At 63.2% G+C, this 24,402-nt stretch carries 19 protein-coding genes; 8 read left to right on the forward strand and 11 right to left on the reverse strand.

The window, feature by feature from the left end; genetic code table 11:
* Positions 1 to 12: 12 nt before the first annotated feature.
* On the reverse strand, positions 13 to 2,265 hold the full coding sequence (locus AAGS40_RS20600) for a xanthine dehydrogenase family protein molybdopterin-binding subunit (protein ID WP_345814616.1): 2,253 nt from the start codon (positions 2,263 to 2,265) through the stop codon (positions 13 to 15).
* Between the two features lies 1 nt (position 2,266).
* Positions 2,267 to 2,722, reverse strand: a complete 456-nt coding sequence (locus AAGS40_RS20605; RefSeq protein WP_345814617.1) for a (2Fe-2S)-binding protein — start codon at positions 2,720 to 2,722, stop codon at positions 2,267 to 2,269.
* A gap of 326 nt (positions 2,723 to 3,048) precedes the next feature.
* On the opposite strand from AAGS40_RS20605, the gene AAGS40_RS20610 reads away from it, so the two are divergent.
* Positions 3,049 to 3,450 carry a hypothetical protein gene (locus AAGS40_RS20610; RefSeq protein ID WP_345814618.1) on the forward strand — a complete coding sequence of 134 codons (402 nt, stop codon included), beginning with the start codon at positions 3,049 to 3,051 and terminating at the stop codon, positions 3,448 to 3,450.
* Between the two features lie 406 nt (positions 3,451 to 3,856).
* Here the strand turns inward: AAGS40_RS20610 and AAGS40_RS20615 are convergent, their stop codons facing one another.
* The 4 genes from AAGS40_RS20615 to AAGS40_RS20630 all read right to left on the reverse strand — a co-directional run bounded on the left by AAGS40_RS20615 (position 3,857) and on the right by AAGS40_RS20630 (position 9,658).
* On the reverse strand, positions 3,857 to 5,212 hold the full coding sequence (locus tag AAGS40_RS20615; RefSeq protein ID WP_345814619.1) for a cytochrome c: 1,356 nt from the start codon (positions 5,210 to 5,212) through the stop codon (positions 3,857 to 3,859).
* Positions 5,209 to 6,009, reverse strand: coding sequence for a (2Fe-2S)-binding protein (locus tag AAGS40_RS20620; protein ID WP_345814620.1), 801 nt, complete (start codon positions 6,007 to 6,009; stop codon positions 5,209 to 5,211). The genes AAGS40_RS20615 and AAGS40_RS20620 overlap by 4 nt, the downstream gene beginning before the upstream one ends.
* Complete coding sequence (locus AAGS40_RS20625; protein WP_345814621.1) at positions 6,006 to 8,834, reverse strand: molybdopterin cofactor-binding domain-containing protein; 2,829 nt, start codon at positions 8,832 to 8,834, stop codon at positions 6,006 to 6,008. Before AAGS40_RS20625 ends, AAGS40_RS20620 begins: the two co-directional genes overlap by 4 nt.
* A 656-nt stretch (positions 8,835 to 9,490) precedes the next feature.
* Positions 9,491 to 9,658 (reverse strand): hypothetical protein, encoded by a 168-nt coding sequence (locus tag AAGS40_RS20630; protein WP_345814623.1) that lies wholly within the window; start codon positions 9,656 to 9,658, stop codon positions 9,491 to 9,493.
* On the opposite strand from AAGS40_RS20630, the gene AAGS40_RS20635 reads away from it, so the two are divergent.
* Complete coding sequence (locus tag AAGS40_RS20635) at positions 9,657 to 9,956, forward strand: hypothetical protein (protein ID WP_345814624.1); 300 nt, start codon at positions 9,657 to 9,659, stop codon at positions 9,954 to 9,956. The two genes, AAGS40_RS20630 and AAGS40_RS20635, sit on opposite strands and share 2 nt — an antisense overlap.
* 30 nt (positions 9,957 to 9,986) lie before the next feature.
* On the opposite strand, the gene AAGS40_RS20640 is transcribed toward AAGS40_RS20635, so the two are convergent.
* On the reverse strand, positions 9,987 to 11,147 hold the full coding sequence (locus AAGS40_RS20640; RefSeq protein WP_345814625.1) for a porin: 1,161 nt from the start codon (positions 11,145 to 11,147) through the stop codon (positions 9,987 to 9,989).
* A 511-nt stretch (positions 11,148 to 11,658) separates the two neighbouring features.
* Between AAGS40_RS20640 and AAGS40_RS20645 the strand changes: the two genes are divergently transcribed.
* Entirely contained in the window at positions 11,659 to 12,768 is a 1,110-nt protein-coding gene (locus tag AAGS40_RS20645; protein WP_345814626.1) for an OpgC domain-containing protein, read from the forward strand.
* A gap of 110 nt (positions 12,769 to 12,878) precedes the next feature.
* On the forward strand, positions 12,879 to 13,751 hold the full coding sequence (locus AAGS40_RS20650) for an alpha/beta hydrolase-fold protein (RefSeq protein ID WP_345814627.1): 873 nt from the start codon (positions 12,879 to 12,881) through the stop codon (positions 13,749 to 13,751).
* A gap of 192 nt (positions 13,752 to 13,943) precedes the next feature.
* Here the strand turns inward: AAGS40_RS20650 and AAGS40_RS20655 are convergent, their stop codons facing one another.
* Positions 13,944 to 15,026, reverse strand: a complete 1,083-nt coding sequence (locus AAGS40_RS20655; protein WP_345814628.1) for an AI-2E family transporter — start codon at positions 15,024 to 15,026, stop codon at positions 13,944 to 13,946.
* Positions 15,027 to 15,367: 341 nt separating this feature from the next.
* On the opposite strand from AAGS40_RS20655, the gene AAGS40_RS20660 reads away from it, so the two are divergent.
* Together AAGS40_RS20660 and AAGS40_RS20665 are read left to right on the forward strand one after the other, a co-directional pair.
* Complete coding sequence (locus tag AAGS40_RS20660; RefSeq protein WP_345814629.1) at positions 15,368 to 15,643, forward strand: DUF3331 domain-containing protein; 276 nt, start codon at positions 15,368 to 15,370, stop codon at positions 15,641 to 15,643.
* A gap of 235 nt (positions 15,644 to 15,878) precedes the next feature.
* Complete coding sequence (locus AAGS40_RS20665; RefSeq protein ID WP_345814630.1) at positions 15,879 to 18,506, forward strand: adenosylcobalamin-dependent ribonucleoside-diphosphate reductase; 2,628 nt, start codon at positions 15,879 to 15,881, stop codon at positions 18,504 to 18,506.
* Between the two features lie 107 nt (positions 18,507 to 18,613).
* Here the strand turns inward: AAGS40_RS20665 and AAGS40_RS20670 are convergent, their stop codons facing one another.
* The gene (locus AAGS40_RS20670) at positions 18,614 to 19,546 is read right to left on the reverse strand and encodes a 2-hydroxyacid dehydrogenase (RefSeq protein WP_345814631.1); all 933 of its coding nucleotides are present in this window, start codon (positions 19,544 to 19,546) and stop codon (positions 18,614 to 18,616) included.
* Between the two features lie 286 nt (positions 19,547 to 19,832).
* Here AAGS40_RS20670 and AAGS40_RS20675 point away from each other — a divergent pair, with 286 nt between their 5' ends.
* Positions 19,833 to 21,311 carry a sensor domain-containing diguanylate cyclase gene (locus AAGS40_RS20675; RefSeq protein ID WP_345814632.1) on the forward strand — a complete coding sequence of 493 codons (1,479 nt, stop codon included), beginning with the start codon at positions 19,833 to 19,835 and terminating at the stop codon, positions 21,309 to 21,311.
* 28 nt (positions 21,312 to 21,339) lie between these two features.
* Here AAGS40_RS20675 and AAGS40_RS20680 read toward each other — a convergent pair whose 3' ends face one another.
* The gene (locus tag AAGS40_RS20680) at positions 21,340 to 22,740 is read right to left on the reverse strand and encodes a heavy metal sensor histidine kinase (protein ID WP_345814633.1); all 1,401 of its coding nucleotides are present in this window, start codon (positions 22,738 to 22,740) and stop codon (positions 21,340 to 21,342) included.
* Positions 22,737 to 23,408 carry a heavy metal response regulator transcription factor gene (locus AAGS40_RS20685; RefSeq protein ID WP_345814634.1) on the reverse strand — a complete coding sequence of 224 codons (672 nt, stop codon included), beginning with the start codon at positions 23,406 to 23,408 and terminating at the stop codon, positions 22,737 to 22,739. Before AAGS40_RS20685 ends, AAGS40_RS20680 begins: the two co-directional genes overlap by 4 nt.
* 185 nt (positions 23,409 to 23,593) lie before the next feature.
* Here AAGS40_RS20685 and AAGS40_RS20690 point away from each other — a divergent pair, with 185 nt between their 5' ends.
* Positions 23,594 to 24,226, forward strand: a complete 633-nt coding sequence (locus AAGS40_RS20690; RefSeq protein WP_345814635.1) for a hypothetical protein — start codon at positions 23,594 to 23,596, stop codon at positions 24,224 to 24,226.
* The last annotated feature ends 176 nt before the right edge of the window (positions 24,227 to 24,402 follow it).

The raw sequence follows: 24,402 nt of genomic DNA on the forward strand, positions 1-24,402 counted from the left end.
GTGAGGCTCCGGTTAGGCGGTCTGTAGCTGGCTGCCGACGGGCAACTGCCGCAGGCGCTTGCCGGTGGCCGCGAAGATCGCGTTGGTCAGCGCAGGCGCGAGCGCCGCGGTGCCCGGCTCGCCGATGCCGCCGGGCGCCTCGCTGCTTTTGACGATATGCACGTCGATCGGCGGCGTCTGATCGATACGCAGCATCCGGTAGTCAGTGAAATTGTTCTGCTCGACGCGGCCGTCCTTGATCGTGATCTCGCTGTAGAGCGCCGCCGTGATCCCGAAAATGATGCCGCCTTGCACCTGCGCCTCGATCGTGTTCGGGTTGACCACCATCCCGCAGTCCACCGCGCACACCACGCGGTTCACCGCGACTTCGCCCTGATCCACCGACACGTCCACCACCATCGCGAAGTAGCTGCCGAATGCGTGCATCACCGAGACGCCGCGCCCCTGCCCTTTGGGCACCGCGCTGCCCCAGTTCGCCGCCTGCGTGGCCGTGTTCAGCACGTTCAGCGCGCGCGGCGTCTTGCCCAGCAGATCCTGGCGGTATTTGACGGGATCGACCTTGGCCTGCGCCGCCAGTTCGTCGATGAAACTCTCCACCACGAACGTGCCGCGCGTGGGACCGACGCCGCGCCAGAACGCGGTCGGCACGGCGTGCGGCTCCTGGCGCACGTAATCGACCAGTTGGTTCGGCAGGTCGTACGGCAGATCCGCCGCGACTTCCACGGCGTCCGGATCGAGCCCATCCTTGAATGCGGGCGGCGCAAAGCGCGCCATCACCGACGAGCCGACGATCCGGTGCTGCCACGCGACCGGTTTGCCGTTCGCGTCGAGTCCGGCCGAGATCTTGTCGTAGTAGTACGGGCGGTACATGTCGTGCTGGATGTCCTCTTCGCGCGTCCACAGCACTTTGACCGGCGTCTGCACCTGCTTGCCGATCTTGACCGCCTGCGTGACCATGTCGAACTCGAGCCGCCGTCCAAAGCCACCGCCAATCAGGTGGTTATGCACGACGATCTTGTCGGCGGGCAAGCCGGTTTCCTTCACGGCGGCATCCACCACGCGCGTGGGCACCTGCGAGCCGAGCCAGATGTCGCAGCCGTCGGCGCGCACGTGAACCGTGCAGTTGATCGGCTCCATGGTGGCGTGCGCAAGAAAGGGCTGCTGATACACGGCGTCCACGCGCGTTTTCGCATTGGAAAACGCGTTGCCCACGTCGCCTGCCTTGTGCGCGATCGCCCCGTTGCGCTGCGACGCATTGGCCAGATCGTCGACGATCTGCTTCATGCCGATGTTCGCGCCCGCGCCTTCGTTCCAGGTGATGTTGAGCGCCTGCACGCCGCGCTTCGCGGCCCAGGTATGGTCGCCGATCACGGCCACCGCGTTGTCGATCCGGATCACCTGGCGCACGCCCGGAATCTGCTTCGCGTGGGTGTCGTCCACCGTCGCAAGCGTGCCGCCGAACACCGGGCAGTTCGCGATGGCGGCGTACACCATGTCGGGCACGCGCACATCGAGGCCGAACATCGCGGTGCCGTCCACTTTCTCCGGCGAGTCCAGACGTTTGGGCGACGTGCCGATCAGCTTGAAGTCTTTCGGGTTTTTCAGGGGGACGTTCTGCGGCACGGGCAGTTTGGCGGCGGCGTCGACGAGCTGCCCGTAGCCGATGCTGCGATTGCTCGCCGCATGTATGACCTGGCCGGCCTGCGCATGGCAGCTAGCAGGTTCGACCTGCCATTGCTGCGCGGCTGCGCTGATCAGCATGGTGCGGGCGGTGGCGCCGGCTTTGCGCATGGGGTCCCACGCATAACGGATCGACGTGGATCCGCCGGTCAACTGGCCGCCGAGCAGCGGGTCCGTGAAAAGCTTGTCGTTCGGCGGCGCGTGATCGACCACGACCGAGTCGAGCGGCACTTCGAGTTCCTCGGCGATCAGCATTGGAATCGACGTGTAGACGCCCTGACCCATCTCGACCTTCGGGATCACCAGCGTGACCTTGCCGGCAGTGTCGATCTGGATGAATGCGTTTGGCGCGAATACACCGCTTTGCGGCGCTTCATTGCCGTCGCCGCCAATCACCGATTTACCCGTTTTCTGATCCTGGCTTGCAGCGGGCAGGCTGAAACCGAGCAGCAGACCACCACTGGCCGCCGCGCCCACTGTCACGCCGAACTTGAGGAAGTTGCGCCGCGAGAAACCCGCCGCGGCTTGCGCGCCGTGCGTGCCAGGCTGCGCGCCATTCTGTGCATCGAGCAATCCCTGGGACATGTCAGGCTCCCTTCGCGGCTTGCTTGATGGCCGCGCGAATGCGGTTGTACGTCCCACAGCGGCAGATGTTGCCGGCCATGGCGGCATCGATGTCCGCATCCGTTGGATTGGGGTTGCTCGCGAGCAGTGAAGCCGCCGACATGACCTGGCCGGACTGGCAGTAGCCGCACTGCACTACGTCGAGCTGGCGCCATGCCTGTTGCACTTTCTGTCCGGCGGGCGTCGCGCCGACTGCTTCGATCGTGGTGATCTTCCTGTCGCCGACGGCGGCGGCCGGCAGCACGCACGAGCGTACCGCCACACCGTCCAGATGAACCGTGCAGGCGCCGCATTGAGCAATGCCGCAACCGAATTTTGTGCCGGTCAAGCCGACGAGGTCGCGCAAAACCCACAGCAGCGGCATGTCGGGCGGCGCGTCGACGGTATGGGTTTCGCCGTTGATAGTGAACGTGGTCATAAGCGGCTCCGGGGTGGGGATTATTGTTAGTGAGTCAGAAAAGCCGGCTCTTTAGCGAGAGCCGTCAAACCAAAACCGAAAGAGTGGCGACGTTTATTCGATTAACCGGACTAATACGCAGGGCGGATTGCGCACAGTCCAGCATCGCGGCGAAGGCCGACAGCAAGGGCCTTCGCGGCGTCGAGCAGATTGTAGTCGGGAAAAGAAAATTCGCGTGCCCGCGCGCGCATCGGCATGCCATGTGCATCTCGCACGGTTCGAATCGAAGCCGGGCAATTTTGATAGCATGGACAGTCATCTCGCCGACCATACGAAGGAGCCGCACGATGAACGACCCGCAATGTACTCAATTCCTGTCGGAGATTCGCAAGCCGCTGCTCGCATTGCATAAGGCTATTCTGGATCATGAACGCGCGGCTTACGAGAAAGAGTTCGGCCCGGTAACGCCCGCCGCATTTTTGCAGGTGCTGATTAACGGTTCCGGCTTTCGCTGGCTCACGCCGCTTTCAACGGTGATCGCGAGCGTCGACGAAATTCTCGACGACAAGGAAGCCGATGCCGGTGACCGTCTCGCCGCCGCCGAGGCAGTCACAGGACTCTTCTCGTCCGACATGCCGAACAATATCTTCCTGCCCCGCTATCTGCCGCTGTTGCAATCCGATCCCGGGATCCTGCATCACCACGGACAGGTGGCGCAGTTGCTGCGCGGAATCGAGGAAAAGAGGTAGCCGCATCCCGTATTTCCTCACCTTCCGGAAGCGCGGTATCGAGCAGTCGGGCAGTGCATAGGCGGCGCACTGCCCTGACGCGATGAATGGATGACCCGGCTTTGTGGACTATGAAGGTCGCCAGCACACGCGAAATAGCGCAATGTGTATGGGATTCGTACGGGATTCGCAACAGTGACGCTTCCAGCCACGTTGCACGAGCCCGTATCAGCGCGCCGCCTTTCAAATTGCCTGGGTTTGCTGAATAAAAGCAAGGGTGAGCTTTTACGGGAGCGCACGCCATGTGACGCGTGCCGCACGGTGCAACAGCCGCGCGCTTCGTCGCCGGAAAATAAAAATGCCGATGCCCATCACAGGCACCGGCATTTTCGTTGAGCCACTTTACGCGCGCGCAGCGCGACAGCTTTTACCGCAGCGCTTTGACCGCGTCCGCCGTTACATTGGCGGGCTGGCCGCCCCACGTGGCGCGCAGATAGTTTGCGAGCTGCGCGAGTTCGGTGTCGCTCAGTTGCCGCGCGAAGCCCGGCATGTCCTGCATGCGCTCCAGGCCCGGAAACTCCTCCGGCTCCAGACCGTCGAGCATCGCGACGAGCAGATTGCGCGGATCGCTTTGACGCAGCGTCGAGTTTGCCTGCATCGGCACGGCGACATGCGGCTTGCCCTGCCCGTTCAGTCCGTGACAACCCGCGCACACCGCGAGGTAGACGTTGCGGCCCGCTTCGAGTTGCGCGGCATCGGCCGAACCCCGCTGCAACGCCTGCGGCGCCAACGGATGATCGCCAAGCAGATAGGTAGAGAGCGCGCGCAGATCGTCATGCGTCATGTACTGGCTGCTCAGATGGATCACCGGATACATTTCGCCGAACGCCGAGCCTTGCGGCGCAATGCCCGTTGCGAAGAAGGCCTGCAGATCCGTCGCCGTCCAGCCCCGTGCGGCGAGACCCTGCGGCGTGATATCGGGCGCGGCGATACGGCCAAGCGCCGCGCCCGTCAGCGGCCTTGCATTATCGAGCTGGCCCGAGAACGCGCGCGGTGTGTGGCACTCCGCGCAATGACCCAGTGCGTTCGCCAGATACCGGCCACGATTCCAGTCCGCCGATTGTCCCGTCGATGCATCCGGCAACGCGTCCCTCAGGAACGCCCAGTCCCAGAACCGCACGCCAAAGCGCAGGTTGAACGGGAACGTCAGGTCCGGGTCACGATTCGTTACGGCAGCCGGTTTCTGCGCCATCAGGTAGGCGTAGATTGCGTCGCTGTCCGCGCGCGACAACATCCGGTACGACGTGTACGGCATCGCGGGATACAGATGCTTGTCCGGCGCCACGCCGTCATGCAGCGCTTTATACAGGTCGTCGGCAGTCCAGTTGCCGATGCCGTGCGTCCTGTCGGGCGTGATGTTGGTCCCGTAGAACGTGCCGAACGGAGACGCCAGCTTCACGCCACCGGCGAACGGCGCGCCGTCCGCGGCCGTGTGGCACGCGGCGCAGTCGGCGGCCTTGACGAGATAACGGCCACGCGCGAGCGGATCGGCGGCAGTGGACTGCGGACCCATGGCGGCGGCGGCGGCCGTAGCGGCGGCCAGATCGTCCTGCTTCGCACAGGCGCTCAGCACGAGCGCGGTGCCGAGCGCCAGTAGCGCGCGGCTGACGCGCCGGGGACGATCGCCGAAGCGGGTCGTTCGAGCCGCCACGCGATTCTCAAGGCGACTCGCGCTGCCGCTCCCCGAGGTTGTCGCCATGCGGCTTGCGATGCGTCTCGTCATGCTGCGGCTCCCGGAACGGCATCTTTCACGAGGCCGGGCGTCGTCATCACGACTTCCTTCACGGCTTCGTAATAGCGCACGTAGCCCGTGCAGCGGCAGATGTGGTCGTTCAGCGCGGCGGTGATGGTGACTTCCACCTTGTCGCGCGCGACCGGCTGACGCTTCAGGCGTTCGAGCAACACGATTGCCGCATTGACGAAGCCCGGCGTGCAGTAGCCGCACTGGAAACTGAAATGCTCCAGGAACTTCTGCTGGATCGGCGCGAGTTCGACGACCTCGCCCGCTTCGTTGCGCGTCGCGTGCCCTTCGATCGTGCGAATACTTTTGCCGTGGAAGAAGTTTGCACCGGTGATGCAGGTGCGCACTTCCTCGCTGGTGCCGTCCGGGTTGTCCACGATCACGACGCACGCGTGACAGATTCCCTGACCGCAGCCGAGCCGCGAACCGGTCAGGTGCAGATACTCGTGCAGGTAGTCGATCATCATCAGACCGGCCGGCACGTCGGTCGGTCCGACCATGCTGCCGTTCACTCTGACCGACAACGGCAGCTTGCGAAAATGCGTCAACGGCTGTTCGACGGGCGGGCTTGCAGGACCAGCCGGTGTGCCGGCGGACGTGCTGCCCGTGGTCGTCACCGAAGAACTGGCCGCGACGGCGGAAGCCGCCTGAGCATCGCTTGCGGGAACCCTGGCAGTGGCGTCGGCAGCCGCGCCACCCGCGGCGGTTGCGTTCACCGCGCCGCTCGCCGCGCTGGCGCTCGTGCTGGCATTGGCGTTGGTTTGAATAGCGTCCGTCATGCGAGCGCCTCCTGAATACGTTGCGGGGTAACCGGCAGGTCGGTAAAGCGATGGCCGATCGCGTGGGCGATAGCGTTCACGATGGCGCCGACCACTGGAATCATCACGACTTCTGCGATGCCCTTCGGCGGATCGGTGTCGGTCAACGGCGGCAGCACTTCGCCGGTCTGGGTCCAGACGGCGACGTCGGTGGCGCGCGGCAGGTGGTATCGATTGAAATTCCACGTGCCGTTGCCGGGGCCATCTTCGTAAAGCGGCAGATATTCGTGCAGTGCGTGGCCGATGCCCATGGCAAGACCGCCCTGCAATTGACCCGACACGAGTTGTGGCGAAATCTGATTGCCGCACTCCATGATCGAATGATGCGCAAGCAGATCGACCTTGCCGCTCGCCTCATGCACCGATAACTCGACGAGCGTGCCAACCGCGCTGTAATACGTGACGGCGGCGTTGTTGCGTTGCACCGGCGCAATGAATACGCGCTGACGGTCGAGCACACGGTAGCGGTTCACCGTGGTCTGCAACTTCTTGCGCTCGTCGGCGGCGTTATCGCCATAGCGCACCGAAAGACCGTCGAGCGGCAGACGCACCACGTTGCCGTCGATATCGAATTCCGCCTCGGTCCACTGCCAGCGGTTGAACACATGGACCGTCGCACCCGTCACGAGTCCGAGTTCGTGCGCCTTCTTCGCGAGCTGATCGAACGGCAGCGCTTCGAGACCTGCTGCGGAGAGCTTGCCGTCTACCCAGCGTGCGTCTTCGATACGCACGACCAGCGGCGCGGCCTGTCCGCCGCCGATACCCTGGCCCCAGAGGCTCAGCGCCGCCGGCCACAGACCGTGGGTGAACAGCACGCGTGCGGCCTCGCGGGTGCTGTGCGTGAAGTAGTACGCCGAATTCGTCGCGCTCGACGGCGACGCATAGCCGGGCGACCAGCGCGGATTCGCTGCGAGCTTGTCCTGATCCGCCTGCGACATCGTGTATGGATCGCCGCTCGTCACGACCGGCAGATCCGGCCAGTCCGTGATCGCAACGTGCACGTCGGTGGCCGGCTTGCCAAGCCACTTCGCGACAGCGACCGCCTGCGACGTCGACATACCCGTGCCGATTTCTGCCGCCGTGTGCTGCAGGCTGATCTTGCCTTCGGCCGTGAACTCGACCTTCGCGAACGAGGTCTCCGCGCCCGTGCCGAAATCTTTCTGTACACACGCGAAGCCGACGCCGTAGCGCTTGCCCGGGTGCGTCGCTTCGAACTCGGCCTTGCGCTTTGCGCGGTTGATCCACAGCGGATGCACCTTCGCCTTGTTCAGCACGTCGTCGACGCGAATCGCGCCGGCCGGCACCGCGCCCTGCGTGTTCTTCATGCCCGAGCGCAGCGCGTTTTTCAGACGGAAGTCGATGGGATCGACCCCGAGTTGCGCCGCGATTTCGTCGACCATCATTTCGGTCGCGGCCATGCTCTGCAGCGTGCCGTAGCCGCGCGCGGAACCTGCGTCGATTGCACGCGACGCAACGGCGACCGCGGACAGATCGTTCTTCGGGAAGTAGTAGATCGATTGCGCGGCCGTTGCGCCCACCATGGCCACCGACGGCGAGAAGTTGCACCGTCCGCCGCCGTTCGCTTCCATCTCGGCCTTGAACGATTGCAGCAGACCCGTCTTCCTGTCGACCGCGATCCGGTAATTCATCTTGAACGCATGGCGCTTCAGCGCAGTCTGGAACTGCTCGTAGCGGTCGTTGGCAAGACGCACCGGCCGGCCGTCCGAGTACAACGAACAGACGAGGCCGTAGAACGGCACGTTGAAGTGATCTTTCGAACCGTAGCCCACGGTATAGCACGGGTGAATGAACAGCTTCTTCACCGGGAAAGCGCATTTCGCGACCATCTCCGCGGCGCTGTCGCCGACTTCGGACGGCGCTTGCGTCGGCACGACCATATGCAGCGATTGAGTCGCTGCGTCGTACCACGCGTTTACGTTGTCGGGCTCGAGCGCAGCCGTATCGATCGACTGTGTGTTGTACTCGCGCGCCATCACAAGCCAGTCCGGCGACGGCTGGTCGAGTTCGTGCTGGATCTGCGCGGCGTGGAACATGCCCTGCTCGTCGAGCTTGCCGTGTTCGACGCCGTCCGGCCACACCGGCTGATGTTTGCGCATCATGCTCGGGAAGATCGGCGCGTCTTTCAGGCTGGAGTAGCTGTCGTCGTCATAAGGCGTGTTGCCGCCGACACGCACGAAGCGGAACGTGCCCCACGGATCGCGCTCGAGCGGCCCGGTCTGCGCGCCGTAACGGATGATCTGATCCTGGAACTTGAGCTTGTCTTTTGCAAAGCGGAAGCGCGCGAAATCGTGATAGATGAGAATGGCCACCGCGTGCCCGAGGTAGGCGGGCGTCTTGCCGGGCGGCAGCAGCATGTCGTCGCCATAGAACGCGGGGAACACGAGGCCGTCGCGCTTCAGGTCGTCGGCGCTCACCACGCGATCCGGTTTCAGCTCGTCGCCGAGCAGGCTCAGATCGAAGCCTTCATAGGTACGGTCGGCGAGCGTCGTGCGCAGAATGAATGCATGCGACTGCTGTTGCGGCCAGTGCGGCATGTCGGTTGCGCGAATGTCGCGCGCGAATACTTTCGAACCCGTCACCTTGGATATTCCGTCGATACGGAATTTCGCCTGGCCGTTGACGGCGTCCCACTGAACCGGCGTGAGAATCTTCTCTTCGAACAACGCGGCGAATGCGCGGCTGCCCATCGGCGCGATATAGACCGAGACACCCGCCAGCACACTGGCCTTCAGAAAACTGCGACGCGAAAGGCCGAGTTTCCCCATGGACTTCTCCTTTATTGAAAACAGCGGCAACACGGCGGCGCAGCCGACTTGCTGCGACCTCGTGCGCAGCCGCGCGCCATGCGCGCCAAACCCGCGTTGAATGGCTTTCGCCGCGACGAGGGAGGGGTTCGATCAGCAGGCGCAAGCTCGCGCCCGAGCGGTCGGCGACCTGCGGCGGCTATTCATTCAGCGTATGACCGCGCCGCAGTCGTTGTGACTTTCGTTGAACTACCGTGAGTTGCCCACTCTTTGTCCTACAGAGGACAAGGGCCGCGATTATCGCGCTGATTTGCCGCACGTTGCGTCAAATTTTGTCCCGCTATCTCGCAAATAAAGAAACGCGTATAGATTGTCATAACGCCAGTTATATAAAGCTCATGCGGCTTTGTTAATAAGCTGATTTCGGACCGGTCGGCGGTTTCCGCCGTGCGATCAGAAAGCACGTCTGTTTATAAAGGGTTCCTAATTATTTAAGGTGCTCAAGTCTCTTTACGGATGGGTACTCGCCACGCGCAGCTTTTTGCTGAACGCCAGGCTCAATCTCTTTAATGGTGACGGCAATCGCCAAGGGTCGCGCGAACACCCCGCCCTTTCGGACAAATCTTATGCGCCATTAGGAATAGGACGATAGGTAGGCAATCGCGAAAAAAATATTCTTACGCGTCCGCCCCTTGCCTGGCCTGCGCCGCGTCCAACGCGGCAGGCTGGTCAGCCGGGAAATCCATACCGTCAGAATATTTTTCTTCGCCGCCTTCCCAGCGCGGCGAAGCGTCGAGGTGAACAGTGGACCCGCTCAGCCCATCCAATTCGGCCAGCCGCTTCATGAGCGGCTTTTTTCTCGGCGCACTGATCGCCGCCGTCATCATGGTTCTGCTATGCAACGCTGGCCAGTTCTCTCCGTTCATGGCACGGCTGCATGCGCTACAACAGGTGATCGTAACGGCGCTCGTGTCGCTCGTTATCGTCGACGCAAAACCGTTGATGTACAAAACCGTCTGGCGTGAAAAACGCTGTAGTTTCGTGCTCGACGAAGACATCAGCGCGACGCTTCGTGGCCGTACCTTCGGCATTCCTGCCGGCGTGATTGTCGGCATCCTGATCCAGAACTTCGTGATGAACTGAGCGTGTGCCGGCTCGTCGCCCGGCCGTTCGCTAGAACTTGTGCCTGATCGCCGCGCGCACCACGACCTGCTTCGACGTGGATGACGGCGATTGCGTGCCGACGTTGAACGCATCGTCCAGAATCGAATAGGTCGAGTCGCCCGTCACCTGCTGGTATTCGCCCTGTATATAGACGTCGGTGCGTTTGGACAGGTTGTAGTCCGCCATCAGACCAAACGAGTGGACCCGCGGCTTGACCCCGCCGTTCGAAGCGTCATAGGTTTCCATCGTATAAACGTACTGCGCGCCGACGAAAAACATCGGCGAGATCTGATACTTGCCATTCACTTCGAAGTTTTGATATTTCAGCGAGTTCAGCAGAATGCCCGGCGGCGCGAGCGGCGTGATACCAAGGTAGCCGTTGCCGGTCGGGTCGAGGTAATTCGAATTCGTATAGACGAAGCCCGCGGTGGCCGGCCCGAACGTGTACGTCATCCCGCCGCCGAACGTGCGCATGCGGCCCGCTATGAAACTCGCGTCGTTCGAGGTGATCGCGCCATTCGCGCCATTCCCCGGGTTATCGGCCTGAAGATAGGCGCCCGCGACGAGCAGGCCGCCGTACGCATACTGTCCGCCGAAACTGTACGCACGGTTATTCGCGAAGCCGGTGTCGTTGCTGAAGCTGTACATGCCGCCGAACTGGAAGCCGGACAGCGACGGGCTCGTGTATTTGACCGCGTTGTCGAGGCGAAACGAGTTGTCGGTGTTGTCGTTGTCGTACGGGTGGGAAAACAGCAAGCCGGCCCAGTTGCCGTTTGCGGTGGTCTGCGCAAGATAGTCGACCATCGAATCGTACTGGCGGCCGAACGTCAATGAGCCGTAGTTGTCTGCGCTCAGCCCGACGAATGCCTGGCGCCCGAACAGCCGGCCGCCCTGGTTCAGGCGCCCGGAGTTCACGTCGAAACCGTTTTCAAGCTGGAAGATCGCCTTCAGTCCGCCGCCGAGTTCTTCCGAGCCTTTCAGACCCCAACGGCTGCCTTGCGCATAACCGCTTGTCAGTTCATACACATGACCGCGACCGGCGTTGTTCGTGTAGTTCACACCCTCGTCGATCACCCCGTAAAGCGTCACGCTCGTCTGCGCCGAAGCGGACGCTGCAAATGCGGCGCACAAAGCGGCAGAGACAGCCAGCGCGAACACTTGCTTGTTCATGAAGATCTCCCTGCACTCTCGAGTAATGGGACAACTCGATCCGACCGCCCGATCGCCCTTCGACGGGTCAACCACGGACTCCGGGGCGCTTGTTGGAAATCGTCACACGCCGATTGCTGGCCGTCCATTGGGTGCCACGCTCAAAGCTCAAATCGTTGCTAATTCTCCACTTGCCACACCCGCCCCTTTTTTTGACGAGCGCAATGAGGTAAGCGGCGAGCCGTCTTGAGCGCACTTCCGCTGTGTTCAGTATGGTTGGGGTTAACGCGTAGATTTAACGGCCGCATTGTCACAAAAAGAAATATAATCATGGACTTGCTGCACCGCGGCGGCGGAACCCATGAACGGTTGTCAGGGTCTCCATGAAAGCTATTTTTTGCAAAAGCAGGTGGCCCGAGCTTCGGCGGCTCCAGACCGATTCGCGACAGAGTGGCAACGAAAATCTGACGCCTGGCGACGTTTGCCGCGCTGCATGAGCGCGCCGTCGCGACGGGCATTTTGACGACAAGAAATGAAACAATCGCAATCCCGCCTGATCGAGCTCGATTTTTTCCGCGGACTGGTCCTGTTGATCATCGTGGTGGACCATATCGGCGGCAGCATTCTGTCGCGTGTCACGCTACACGCCTACGCACTGTGCGATGCCGCCGAAGTGTTCGTGTTTCTCGGAGGCTTTGCCACCGCCACGGCTTATGCGGCCCTTGCCGAACGGCGCAGCGAAGCCACCGCGCGCAACCGGTTCCTGCGCCGCTCGCTGGAGATCTACCGCGCGTTCCTCGTCACTGCGGGTCTGATGCTGCTGGTCAGCGCCGTGCTGACCGCTTTCAGCATCGACGCTCCTAATCTCGCCACCACCGATCTCGACGACCTGATGGACGCGCCGCTTGCCGCGCTTCGCGACATTCTGCTGTTTCGCCGCCAGCCGTATCTCGCCTCGGTACTGCCCATGTATGCGTTCTTCGCGCTGCTCGCGCCCATGGTGCTGCCGCTTGCGCGCAGCAAGCCGTGGCTGCTGCTGGCCGGCAGCGTCGCCTTGTGGGCCGGGGCGCCGGCCGTCGACGCCTATCTGCCCGCAGCGCCGGACATGCATTGGGATTTCAATCCGTTTGCGTGGCAACTGCTGTTCGTGATCGGCGTACTCGCGCGCTGCCAGCGCGTCTACCAGCGGGTCAGCGCGCATCGGCTTGGCTGGATCGTGAGCGCCCTCGCTTTCGCCGTGGTGGCGGCGGCCGCGTATTACAAGCTTTTCATCGAACACGAGCCGCTTGACGGCAGCCTGAAGCAGAACCTTTCGTACTTGCGCGCGGTGAATTTTCTTGCGATCGGCTGGCTCGTCGCCAATCTGATCCAGCTCGGCTGGGCAAAGAAGGCCGCGCAGTGGCTGCCGTGGGTCGGCGTGATCGGCCGCAAGGGGTTGCTGTGTTTCGTGGCGGGCGCGGTGATTTCGCTGACCGTCGACTCGGTGCTCTACGCGGCCACCGACGGCTATCTGAACTATCCGCTCGGCCTGCTCGCGGACGCAATTGCGGTCGGCGCGCTGTTCGCGGTGGCGCTGGCATCCGAACCGCTCAAACGTTTCTTTGCCCGGCTTTACGGCACCCGTCTGCGCACGTGGCCGTAAGCGCTGCAAGATCGTGGCGAGCCGCGCTTTTGCTCGCCGTACACGTTGAAGAGGCGCCACCGGTTAGTCCCACGCCGCGAGTCACCCAAGCGCCGCACGCTCCATCCGATATGCGTCCACTCCTGCACTCCGCCCTTCTCGTTGTGTGCGCCGCCACTCAGGCGCAGGCTGACGCCAGTACGGTGATCACCCGCAGCTTTCACTCAAATGCGCTCGACCGCGACTGGTCCTACACGATTTACCTGCCCACCGGCTATCGCCACGATGGCGCCCGGATCCCGGTGCTCTATCTCCTGCATGGCAACAATGGCGACGCGACCGACTGGATCACGCAAGGCCACCTGCAAACCGCCGCCGACGTGCTGATCGAGCACAAGGAGATGCCGCCCGTCGCGATCGTGATGCCGCAGGGCGGCACGGACTGGTATGTCGATCGCAAGGAGAAAATGGAGACCGCGTTTTTCGACGATCTGCTGCCCGAGATCGAATCGCACTATGCAGTGTCCACGCAGCGTGGCGGCCGGATGATCGGCGGTGTGTCGATGGGCGGCTTCGGCGCGCTGCGCTATGCGATGACGCAACCCGAACTGTTCTGCGGCGCATTGCTGCTGAGCCCGGCCATTTATGCGACCGAGCCGCCGCGCGCGTCCGCGGCGCGACGGGTCGGTGTGTTCGGCGAGCGGCAATTCGATGCGAGTGTCTGGCACGCGCTCAACTATCCGGCGCAGTGGGAGCACTACATGAGCCGGCCGTATCGGCTGCCCATGTTCATCGCCGCCGGCGACGACGATCTCTCGATCCAGGCCGAGGCATCATCGCTGTACACGCATTTGCGGCTGGCGGGAAACCCGGCGGCGCTGCGCATTATCGACGGCGGCCACACGTGGGACGTGTGGAGCGCATTGCTGCCGGCCGCGCTCAAGTACACGCTCGCCTGCGTGAAGCCCGTTGCGCAGGAGCACCCGTCTTATCAGCGGCCATGAGCCTGGCGGTTCATGTGGCGGCTGATGTGGCGGCTGATGTGGCGGCTCATGTGGCGGCTCATGTGGCGGCTCATGTGGCCGCTCATGTGGCGGCTCATGTGGCCGCTCATGTGGTAGTCATGTGGCGACTCAAGTAGCGGCCTGACACGACGACTTGCCAGAACCGCCGCCCTCCCGCCATCGCGTGTGCAACTATTGCACGAGGTCAGTCCACAGCACCATCAGCACGGTCATCAACGCGGGCCCGATGAACAGCCCGAGCAGCCCGAAGGTCTCCGCGCCGCCAAGAATGCCGAACAGAACGAGCAGAAACGGCAACCGCGTGGAATTGCCGATCAGCACTGGCCGGACGAAGTGCTCGGCGACGAACACCACCACCGTGCCAAACGCGGCCAAACCGATTGCGCTCGCCACCGAACCCTGCGAGAACAGCCATAACGCAGCCAGCCCGAACGTGAGCGGCGCACAGAATGGCAGCATCGCGGCGATTGCGGTGATCAGCGCCAGCAGTGCGACGTGCGGCAAGCCGGTGATGAAGTACGCCACGCCCATCAGCGCACCCTCCCCGAGTCCGACCACCACGAGTCCGGACACCGTTCCGCGCACCGCCGCGGCCATACGCTGAAGCAGTTGCGCACCGGCTTCGCCGAACGCCCGCCGCATGCCCTTGATCAGGTCGCCGGACAGGCGCGGCCCTGCCTGGAAGATCACGAACAGTGTGACCAGCATGAACGCGAACACCATCATCGCGTGAATCGCGCGTGCGCCGAAATGGCGGCCGAGCGTCATAACCGTGGCGCCGTGCAACTGCTTCATCGCCGAGGAATCACGCAGCGGTTGCGCGAGATTGGCCTGCCACCAGGCGGTGATCTGATGCGCGCCGACAGGCAGGTTCTGCAGGAAAGCCGGCATGGGGATGCCATTTTCCTGCGCCGTCTTGAACCATTCAGTCAGGTCATGCATTTCGTGCAGCGCCTGGCCGATGGCGATTCCCACAGGCAGCACGACCAGCAATGCAATGGCGAGCGTGAGCGCGACGGCCACCAGGGTCGTGCGGCCCTTGCACCAGCGGCTTCCCTCGAGTTTGTGCAGCAACGGCCACAAAGCAATGGCGATGACGCCGGCCCACGCCACCACCGCGATAAAGTCGCGCACGACCCATAGCGCGAGCAGCACCAGCCCGATATACAGTGCGAGCGAGTACGCCCTCTGCTTTCTCAGGCGATCCTGCGGTGACGACGATTCAGAAGGGACAACGGGTGGGCGTGAATTCATGGAGACTCTTTGGTTTTGCGAACCTGCGCGCGAGCCGACAGGAAAAAAATAAAAGCGCTAGACTTGTTCCCGGTCGCTCTGCAATAGCGACATCTTAAAGGAAGCGCCCGTGCCCTTTACAGGCGGTGATTCCGTCGCGCTCCAGTCAACACTGCGTTGCAAAAACAGACGTTATCGAAAAATGCCCTTTGATCAGGCCGCCTCAAGCCGGTCGTTGGGAGCTGGCGCAAATGTCAAGCGTAATTGTTGCTAAATCGAGAACAGTGTTTCAACGCGGACAGAATGGCTCTTAAGCGTCCGCAGGAATACATTCGGCACACCACCACACGGAGCCGACCACGATGACCTTAGAGTCCATCCCCCTAGACGGTAGCAACGGCGTTCGCATCGAGATCCTCGAGCGCTCCGACACTACGCTGGTCATCCGCTGGGTCGAGCCAGGCCGTTGCCATTATGGCGAGCAGCGCTGGCGCCGTCGCTCGGCGCATACGTCTGGCACATGCGCGGTATCGCGCCGCAAGATCCGTCGCGGCGATGCGGTCTTCAAGCCGGCAGAGCGTCCCGCACCCGCCAATGCCTCCGCGATGATCTGCGCCGATCTGCTCGGCGAAGCCTGAAAAGTCTGTCTGTCGCGCCGGCAGCGTCTTATCCCGCCAGACGCGCCGGTCTGCGGTCATGACCGCACGCCACATCGCGCGACGCAAAACCACCCCCGATTGCAGCCCTGCGCCTCGTGCGTTAAGGTGGATCTCATTGCGGCTCGTCACCGCGCCGGCGTGGTACGCGGCGTAGTATCGACCGCATTTCCACCCACCGCGCCGCGAACGTTGCGGCGCTGCATGAGGGCACACCATGGCTGAAGATACGCCGGACACCCGCATTCCCGCTGCACCATCGGTCTCATCCTCCACCGCACCCGACGCGCCGCGCGCCGCCCTGATTGCTCCTCAACAGTTCTCGCTCGACGTGCTGCTCGAAAAGTACGCAAAGGGCGACGAACAGTCCGCTGACGACGTCTACCGGCGCGTCGCGCGCGGCGTTGCGCAGGCGGAGCCGGCAGCACTGCGCGACACGATCGAGGCGCGCTTCGTCGACAATTTGCGGCACGGCGCGCTCGGCGCTGGCCGCATCATGAGCGCGGCCGGCACGGGCATCGCGGCGACGCTGATCAACTGCTTCGTGCAACCGGTTGGCGACGCGATTCAAGGCGTCGACGAAGACGGGTTGCCCGGCATCTACGTCGCCCTCTTGCAGGCTGCGGAAACCATGCGGCGCGGCGGCGGCGTCGGCTATAACTTTTCGGCGATCCGCCCGAAGGGCGCGCGCGTGCACACTACCAGTTCGGCGGCCTCCGGCCCATGCAGCTACATGGACGTGTTCGACGCGTCGTGCCGGACGGTCGAAAGCGCCGGCTCGCGGCGCGGCGCGCAGATGGCCGTGCTCGATTGCAGCCATCCTGACCTGCTCGAATTCATCGAGGCCAAACATTCGAAGGGGCGCTGGAACAACTTCAACGTGTCAGTCGGCGTAACGGACGAGTTCATGCGCGCCGTCGAAGACAATCAACCCTGGCAACTCGTGCACCGCGCGGAGCCTTCGCCCGCGCTGCGCGCAGCCGGCGACGTGCAGCAGCGCGAAGACGGCCTGTGGGTCTACAGCGAGCAACCTGCCCGCTCCATCTGGGAGCGCATCATGCGCTCCACGTATGACGTCGCCGAACCGGGCATCGTCTTCATCTCGCGGATGAATGAGGACAACAACCTGCGCGCAGTCGAGACCATTCGTGCGACCAATCCGTGCGGCGAGCAGCCGTTACCCGCATATGGCTGCTGCAATCTCGGGCCGCTGAATCTCACGCGTTTCGTGATCGACCCGTTCGCGCAACTGCAAGGCCGCCAGCCGTCGTTCGACTTCGAAGGCCTCGCGCAACGCACGCGCACGCAAGTACGCTTTCTCGACGACGTGCTCGACGTGACGCTCTGGCCGCTGCCGCAGCAATATGACGAATCGCGCGCGAAGCGGCGCATCGGCGTGGGTTTCACGGGCCTCGGCGACACGCTCGTGATGCTCGGTCTGCGCTACGACTCGCAGGAAGGCCGCGACTTCGCGGTACGCATTGCGCGACTGATGCGCGACGAGGCGTATCGCGCATCAGTCGAACTCGCGCGCGAACGCGGTGCGTTTCCGCTTTTCGACGCCGAGCGCTTTCTCGAAGCCGGCACGTTCGCGTCACGCCTGCCCGACGACCTCAAGCAGGCGATTCGGCGCGACGGGATTCGCAACAGTCACCTGCTCTCCATCGCGCCGACCGGCACGGTCAGTCTCGCATTTGCGGATAACGCATCGAACGGGATCGAACCCGCGTTCTCGTGGACTTACACGCGCATGAAGGTGATGGCCGACGGCGGCCGCGAATCGTTCGACGTCGAAGACTACGCGTATCGCCTGTACCGCGAACTCGGCGGCGACGTGAAGAATCTGCCCGGCTATTTTGTCAGCGCGCTCGACATGTCCGCACGCGACCATCTCGACATGATGGCGGCCGTGCAACCGTATGTGGACACGTCGATTTCGAAAACCGTGAACGTGCCGGCCGACTATCCATTCGAGTCGTTCGAAAGCCTCTATTTCGACGCATGGAAAAGCGGCCTGAAGGGCCTCGCCACCTACCGTCCCAATGAGACGCTCGGCGCGGTGCTCAGCGTGAGCCCGCCGCGGGCGGACGCCGACGGCCCGCTCGCCGAAACCGATCTCGACCCGCTGCGTATCGCGATCGACCATCGGCCCAAGGGGGAGTTGCCGGCGATCATCGAAAAGGTCGAGTATCTGACGCAGGCGGGCAAGAAATCGCTGTACGTCGCGGTGTCGTTCATCGAAGTCACCGGGCGGCTGGGTGGCGAAGAGGTGACGATCGAGCGGCCTATCGAGTTTTTTATCCCGACCGGCCAGCGCGATGAGTCGCAGCAGTGGATCACGGCGACCATGCGCTCGCTGTCGCTTGCGGCACGCGGCGGCTTTGTCGCGCGCAATCTGCAGGATATGCGCAAGGTGTCGTGGGATCGCGGCCAGGTGCGGCTTGGCGAAGTGCTGCGGCTCGACGGCCATCGCACGCCGCGCTGGCACGACTCGGAGGTCGCGGCACTGGCGTTCGCGATCCAGCAGATCCTGCATCGTCGCGGCTTTCTCGACGCCGAGGGCAATCAGGTGCCCTCGCGCATGCTAGCGCGCCTCGCGCGCGGACAGATGAAAGTGGAGACGGCACTGCCCGCCGATTTTGGCCTCCGCCCACATCCGGCCGACACCCCTCGCTCCGCCGGCACCGCCGACGCCGACGAATCGACGTTGACGCAACCGGGCGGCGCGCAAGGTCTGCACACCATGCTCGGCCGCAAATGCGGCACCTGCGGCGCAAACGCGGTCATCCGCAAGGACGGTTGCGACTTCTGCACCGCGTGTGGCGAAGTGGGCGCGTGCGGCTGATGTTCCGCGCGCTGCAGCGGCAAAAGATCTTTACTGTCGGTTCGCCGCCCGGGCCAACGCGCCGATGAGTCCGGCGCCGCCCTTGCCGCCAACCGGCGCTGCATCGTTCAGATCGGCGTCAGCACGGGTTGTCCCGTGAAATGCCGGCGCGCGTTGGTCAGGAAGTTATCGACCGAGGCGGTGACGGCTTCCGGCGAACGGCCGGCCACATGCGGCGTCAACACCACATTGTGCAGCGTGAGCAACGCCTGCGGCGGCTTGGGTTCGCCCTCGTAGACGTCGAGCGCCGCGCCGGCAATCGCGTTCGCCGTGAGCGCCTGGGCCAGCGCCGCGGTATCGAGCACGCTGCCTCGCGAAACGTTCACCACATAACCGTTCGGACCCAGCGCGTCGAACACGTCCTTGCCGATCAGATGGTGCGTTCCGGGGCCACCGGGCGTGCACACGACCAGAAAGTCAGCCCACTGCGCGAGCGCTTCGACGGTGTCGAAGTATTGCAGTGGCGAAGCTTCGCGTGGTCGGCGGTTGTGATAGCCGACCTGCATGTCGAATCCCGTGCCCCGCCGCGCCACTTTCTCGCCGATATGGCCGAGCCCGACAATACCAAGGCGTTTGCCGGAGACATTAGGCTGCATGGGCAACGTATCGCGCCAGACGCCAGCGCGTGTGGCGTGGTCCAGATGCGGCACCGCGCGCACTACCGCCAGTAGTAACGCGAAAGCGTGATCGGCGACGCAGTGGTCGTTCGTGCCCGCGCCATTCGCGAGCACGATACCGTGTGCCCGGGCATGATCGACGGCCAGGTTTTCGAAGCCGGCACCGAGCGCGCTGACGAACTCCAGCCGTGGCATGCGGTCGATGTCGGCGGCGCTCAGTCCGGTCGTTCCGTTGGTCAGCACGGCGCGCACCGCGTCACCGTGCGTATCCAGCGCTGCTCCGCGCTCGCCCGGTGTGGGTGCGTAGATGATCTCGAAGTCGGCCGCAAGACTGGCAAGGCTCGACTCGTTCAACTGGATCAGGACCAGCAAAGTGGGCTTCATGATGAAAGATGTCTGGCTGCGTGGGCGGACGGAGGCTACGTCCGACGAGTGTAGCAAGGCTGCGGGCGTGCTGCCGTAACGGTCGCCTGAAAGGCAATTGCAGGGCGCATGCAGGCGCAGACGGCAAAGCGCGCGAAGCGAGCACGGCTTTGCCTCAAGTCGCGCGGTGGCTGGCCGTTAATTCCGCTGAATGAGCCACGCGCGCCATCGACCCGCCCGCCGCCAATCTTTTCAACCGACGCCGATCCCGTCTTAAAATAGTCGGACTTCCGATCAAGAGATTCTCATGCTGGATATCCTGCCGCTCGGCTCCGCCGCCACGAATGACGATTCCGAGATGTTTGAACTCGCGCCTGTTTCGCTGTGGCTAGAAGACTTCAGCGGCGTGCGCGCGCTCTTCGACGCATGGCGGGCGGACGGTGTGACCGACCTGCGCGCGCATTTCGCCGCCAATCCGACCTTCGTCGCCCAGTGCGCGCACAGCATCCGCGTCATCAAGGTCAATCAGAAGACGCTCTCGCAATTCGAGGCCGCCGACTTCGACGCGCTGACCCGCAGTATCGGGTCGGTTTTCCGCGACGACATGCTGAAAACGCATCTCGAAGAACTGTGCCAGCTATGGGCCGGCGAGTCGCATTTCACCAGTCAAACCGTGAATTACACGCTCGGCGGCCGGCGGCTTGACGTGCTGCTCAAGGGCACCGTGCTGCCGGGTCATGAAGCGCGCTGGGATCGCGTGCTGGTGTCGACTGAAGACATCACCGAACTGGAAGGCGCGCGGCATCGCGTGGCGCTGGCTGAACAATATGTACGCGGCCTCTTCGAGCATTCGCCGGTTTCGCTGTGGGTAGAGGATTTCAGCGCGGTCAAACGCTTGCTCGATGAAGCCCGCGCAGCCGGCATCAGCGACTTTCGCGTGTTCACGGACGTGCATCCCGAGTTCGTCGAACGTTGCATGGCCGAGATCCATGTGCTCGACGTGAACCAGCACACGCTCGAGATGTTCGGCGCACAGGACAAGAAAACGCTGCTCTCGCGGCTTTCCGAAGTGTTCCGCGACGACATGCGTCTGCATTTTCGTGAGCAGTTGCTCGACCTGTGGGACGGCAAGCTCTTCCAGCAGCGCGAGGTGCTGAACTATTCGCTCGACGGCGGCGAGGTGCACGTGCACCTGCAATTCTCGGTGTTGCCCGGGCATGAGAAAAACTGGGACCTGGTGCTCGTCGCGCTCACCGACATCACCGCGCGCAAGAAGGCCGAGGCCTACCTGGAGTTTCTCGGCAAGCACGACGTGCTGACCAAACTGCGCAACCGCTCGTTTTACGTCGACGAATTGAACCGGCTGGAGCGCAAGGGCCCGTGGCCGGTGACGATCATCATGGCCGACCTGAACGGTTTGAAGCGCGTGAACGACCAGCTGGGCCATGCGGCCGGCGACGCGCTGCTGCGTCGCGCGGGCGAAGTGCTGGCGAAGGCGATGGAAGCGCCGTTTCACGCCGCGCGTATTGGCGGCGACGAATTTGCAATCCTGTTGCCCGATACCGACGAACGCGGCGGCGCGGCGATGATCGACGCAATCCGTCAGCTGGTAGAGATGAACAACCAGTTCTACCCCGGCTCGCTGCTGAGCTTCTCGATGGGCGCGGCGACCTGCCAGCGTGGCGAGCGGCTCGAAGCGGGCGTGCAGCGCGCCGATCTCCTGATGTACGAGGAAAAGCGCACGCATTACGCAAACCAGTCGACGAGCGGCACGCAGCGCGATTGACACTGTGCAGGCGCGCTACCTGCTGCAGTCAGACGCCCGGAAAACGCAGTTCGAAGCGCACCACGCCTCTCGCCGGGCACAATACGCGCGCGCTGCCGCCGTGCAAATGCATGATCGCCTTGACAATCGCCAATCCCAAGCCGTGCGATTCGGTCATCGCACTGCGCGCGCTGTCCGCACGGTAGAAACGGTCGAATAAGCGGTCGAGCTGGTCGGGCGGAATCGGCTCGCCGTCGTTTTCCACCGTCACTATCGCGCCCTGTGCGTCCTGCTCGCCACGCATGCGCACCACGGTGCCGCCCGCGCCATACCGCACGGCGTTGACCACCAGATTGTTGATCGCGCGCCGGCATAACATGGGATTGACCGTGGCGACGCCGCGCGCGTCGACGTCGAAACGCATGTTGCGCTCGTCGGCCGGCCCCTCGAAATATTCAGCGATCCTCACGAGTTCACCATGCAGATCGAGCGATTCACGCTCGATGGTCACTGCCGCGTGATCCGCATGCGCGAGAAACAGAATGTTCTCCGCGATGTGGCTCAGGCGGTTCAGTTCCTCCAGATTGGATTCGAGCAACTGCTGGTATTCATCGACTTCGCGGGGCTTGGCAAGCGTGACCTGGGTCTGCCCGATCAACGCGCCGACCGGCGTGCGGATCTCGTGCGCCAGATCGGCGGAAAACTGCGACAGGCGCTGATAACCATCGGCAAGACGGTCGAGCATGGCATTGAACGCATGCGTGAGTTGCCGCAGTTCGAGCGGCGCAGCGCTGCTGTCCAGCCGCACGGACAGGCTCGCGGGGCTGATCTGCGCGGCGCGGGTCGCAATGTCCCGGACCGGCCGCAACGTGCGGCGCAGCACGTAGTAACCCAGTAGCGTCGCGGCCAGCATACCGATGAATGTCGCCAGCAGAATGCGGTTCCGGTAGGCGGCCAGCATGCGTACTTCTTCTGTCATGGGGTGCGCGGCGATCACCTCCACTTCCGTGCCGTCCTCGCGTGCCTTCGCGCGGGCAATGGCCCAGTGGACCGGCACGCCGTCAGGCAGGCGCGTCTGGCGTACATCGGCGAGAGTTGGCAGGCGGCCGCCGTTGTCGGCCCATAACACGGGTATCGCCATGCCTGCGGGATTCACGTCGATGAACGGCGCCTCGCCGGGATGACGAAACACGAGCACGTCCTGCTCGGCGCCAAGCATGGTCTCGAACAGGAGCGGCCGGTTCTTTAGTTCGCTCACCGAATAAAGATCGCGCACGATACGGCTGAAATGCTCGACGCGGGCAGTCAGCACCAGATCCGCGCGATGTTCCAGCGACACTTCGGCTGAATGGTAGAAATACGCGCCGAGCGTGCCAATCACCGCGCACGCAATGGACGCAAAAAGAATCGTGGTGCGCGCGGTCAGCGAACGCTCGGTCCACAGTTTCACGATCCGTCACCGAACGTGTAACCGATGCTGCGCACCGTGTGAATCAGCTTCTTTTCAAACGGATGATCGATCTTCGCGCGCAGGCGTTTGACCGCGACGTCCACTACGTTCGTATCGCTGTCGAAATTCATGTCCCATACTTCCGACGCGATCTGCGTGCGCGACAACGCTTCGCCCTGCCGCCGCACGAGCAGATGCAGCAGCATGAATTCCTTGTTCGTGAGCGGTATTTCCATGCCTTCGCGCGTGACCTTGCGACGCAAAACATCGAGCTTGAGGTCGGCAATCTCGAACACGTCGCTTTCGCGGATTACGCCGCGACGCAGCAGCGTGCGGATGCGCAGCACCAACTCGGTAAATGAAAAAGGCTTGACCAGATAATCGTCCGCGCCGAGTTCGAGACCGCGAATGCGGTCGCTGACATGATCCCGGGCGGTCAGGAAAATGACCGGCAGGTCGCGCCGCGCGCGCAATGCCCGCATGATTTCCCAGCCGTCGATGCCCGGCAGCATCACGTCGAGCACGACGAGGTCGTACGCATGTTCGAGCGCCATGTGCAGACCGTCCGTGCCGGTACGCGCGAGATCGACCGCATAGCCGCTTTCGCGCAAGCCCTTCTTCAGATAATCACCGGTTTTCAGATCGTCTTCGATGACGAGAATGCTCATGATGCCTGCTGCTCCCTCATTCTGAATGGCCACCCGCCCGGCGCGGACGCAGGACATAGCCGTGACGGCCATTTTACGTGGCTGCAATACCGCGTTCATGACGTTTTTGTCATTCGACTGTCACCCGGCGGAGCCACTCGCACCCTTAACCTGCCTGATATCGTTCACCCACCTGGAGCAGATACATGAAGATCGTTTCCACGAACGCACTGCGCGCATTCGTTGCCCCTGCGTTCGTTGCCGCCGCCCTGTTCGCGAGTGCCGGCGCCGTGCAGGCCCAAACCGCCGCGCCCACCGGCGTGCGGGGCACCGTCACGTCATTGTCGGGCGATCTGTTGAAAGTGCATACGCGCGACGGCAAGGACGTCGACGTGAAGCTCGCGAAAGACACGCCGATTCGCGGCGTGGCGCTCGCCAGCGTCAACGACATCAAGCCCGATAGCTACGTCGGTACGGCGGCCATTCCGCAGGCGGACGGCACGTTGAAGGCACTCGAAGTGCATGTGTTCCCGGCGAGCATGCGCGGCTCTGGCGAAGGCCATCGTCCGTGGGATCTCGGCGCGAACAGTTCGATGACGAACGGCACCGTGGGCTCGCTCGTGGTGAGCAACGGCCGCACGATAACGGTCAAATACAAGGATGGCGAGAAGAAAATCGTCATTCCGCAAGACGTGCCGATCGTGAGTCTCGAACCAGGTGATCGCTCGCTGCTGGTGCCGGGCGCCAAGGTCGTGCTGTTCGCCCACAAGGACGCCGACGGCACGATGGCGGCCAACTTCATCTCGGCAGGCGAACACGGTGTAACGCCGCCGATGTGACGGGGCGGGCTCAGGCAGAGCCGTTCCTGTGCAACGGATGCGATGCGTTTGGCTGCGAAGTGATGCAAGACGATGCGAAGCCATGCGAAGCGATGCGCCGGACAGATTCGCCCATAGCCGCAATCCAGCCGGCCGCACTGCCTTCTGATTGCATATTCGCAGACCTTTGACCTTAC

The sequence above is a fragment of the Paraburkholderia sp. PREW-6R genome, from assembly GCF_039621805.1.
Classification (GTDB): Bacteria; Pseudomonadota; Gammaproteobacteria; order Burkholderiales; family Burkholderiaceae; genus Paraburkholderia.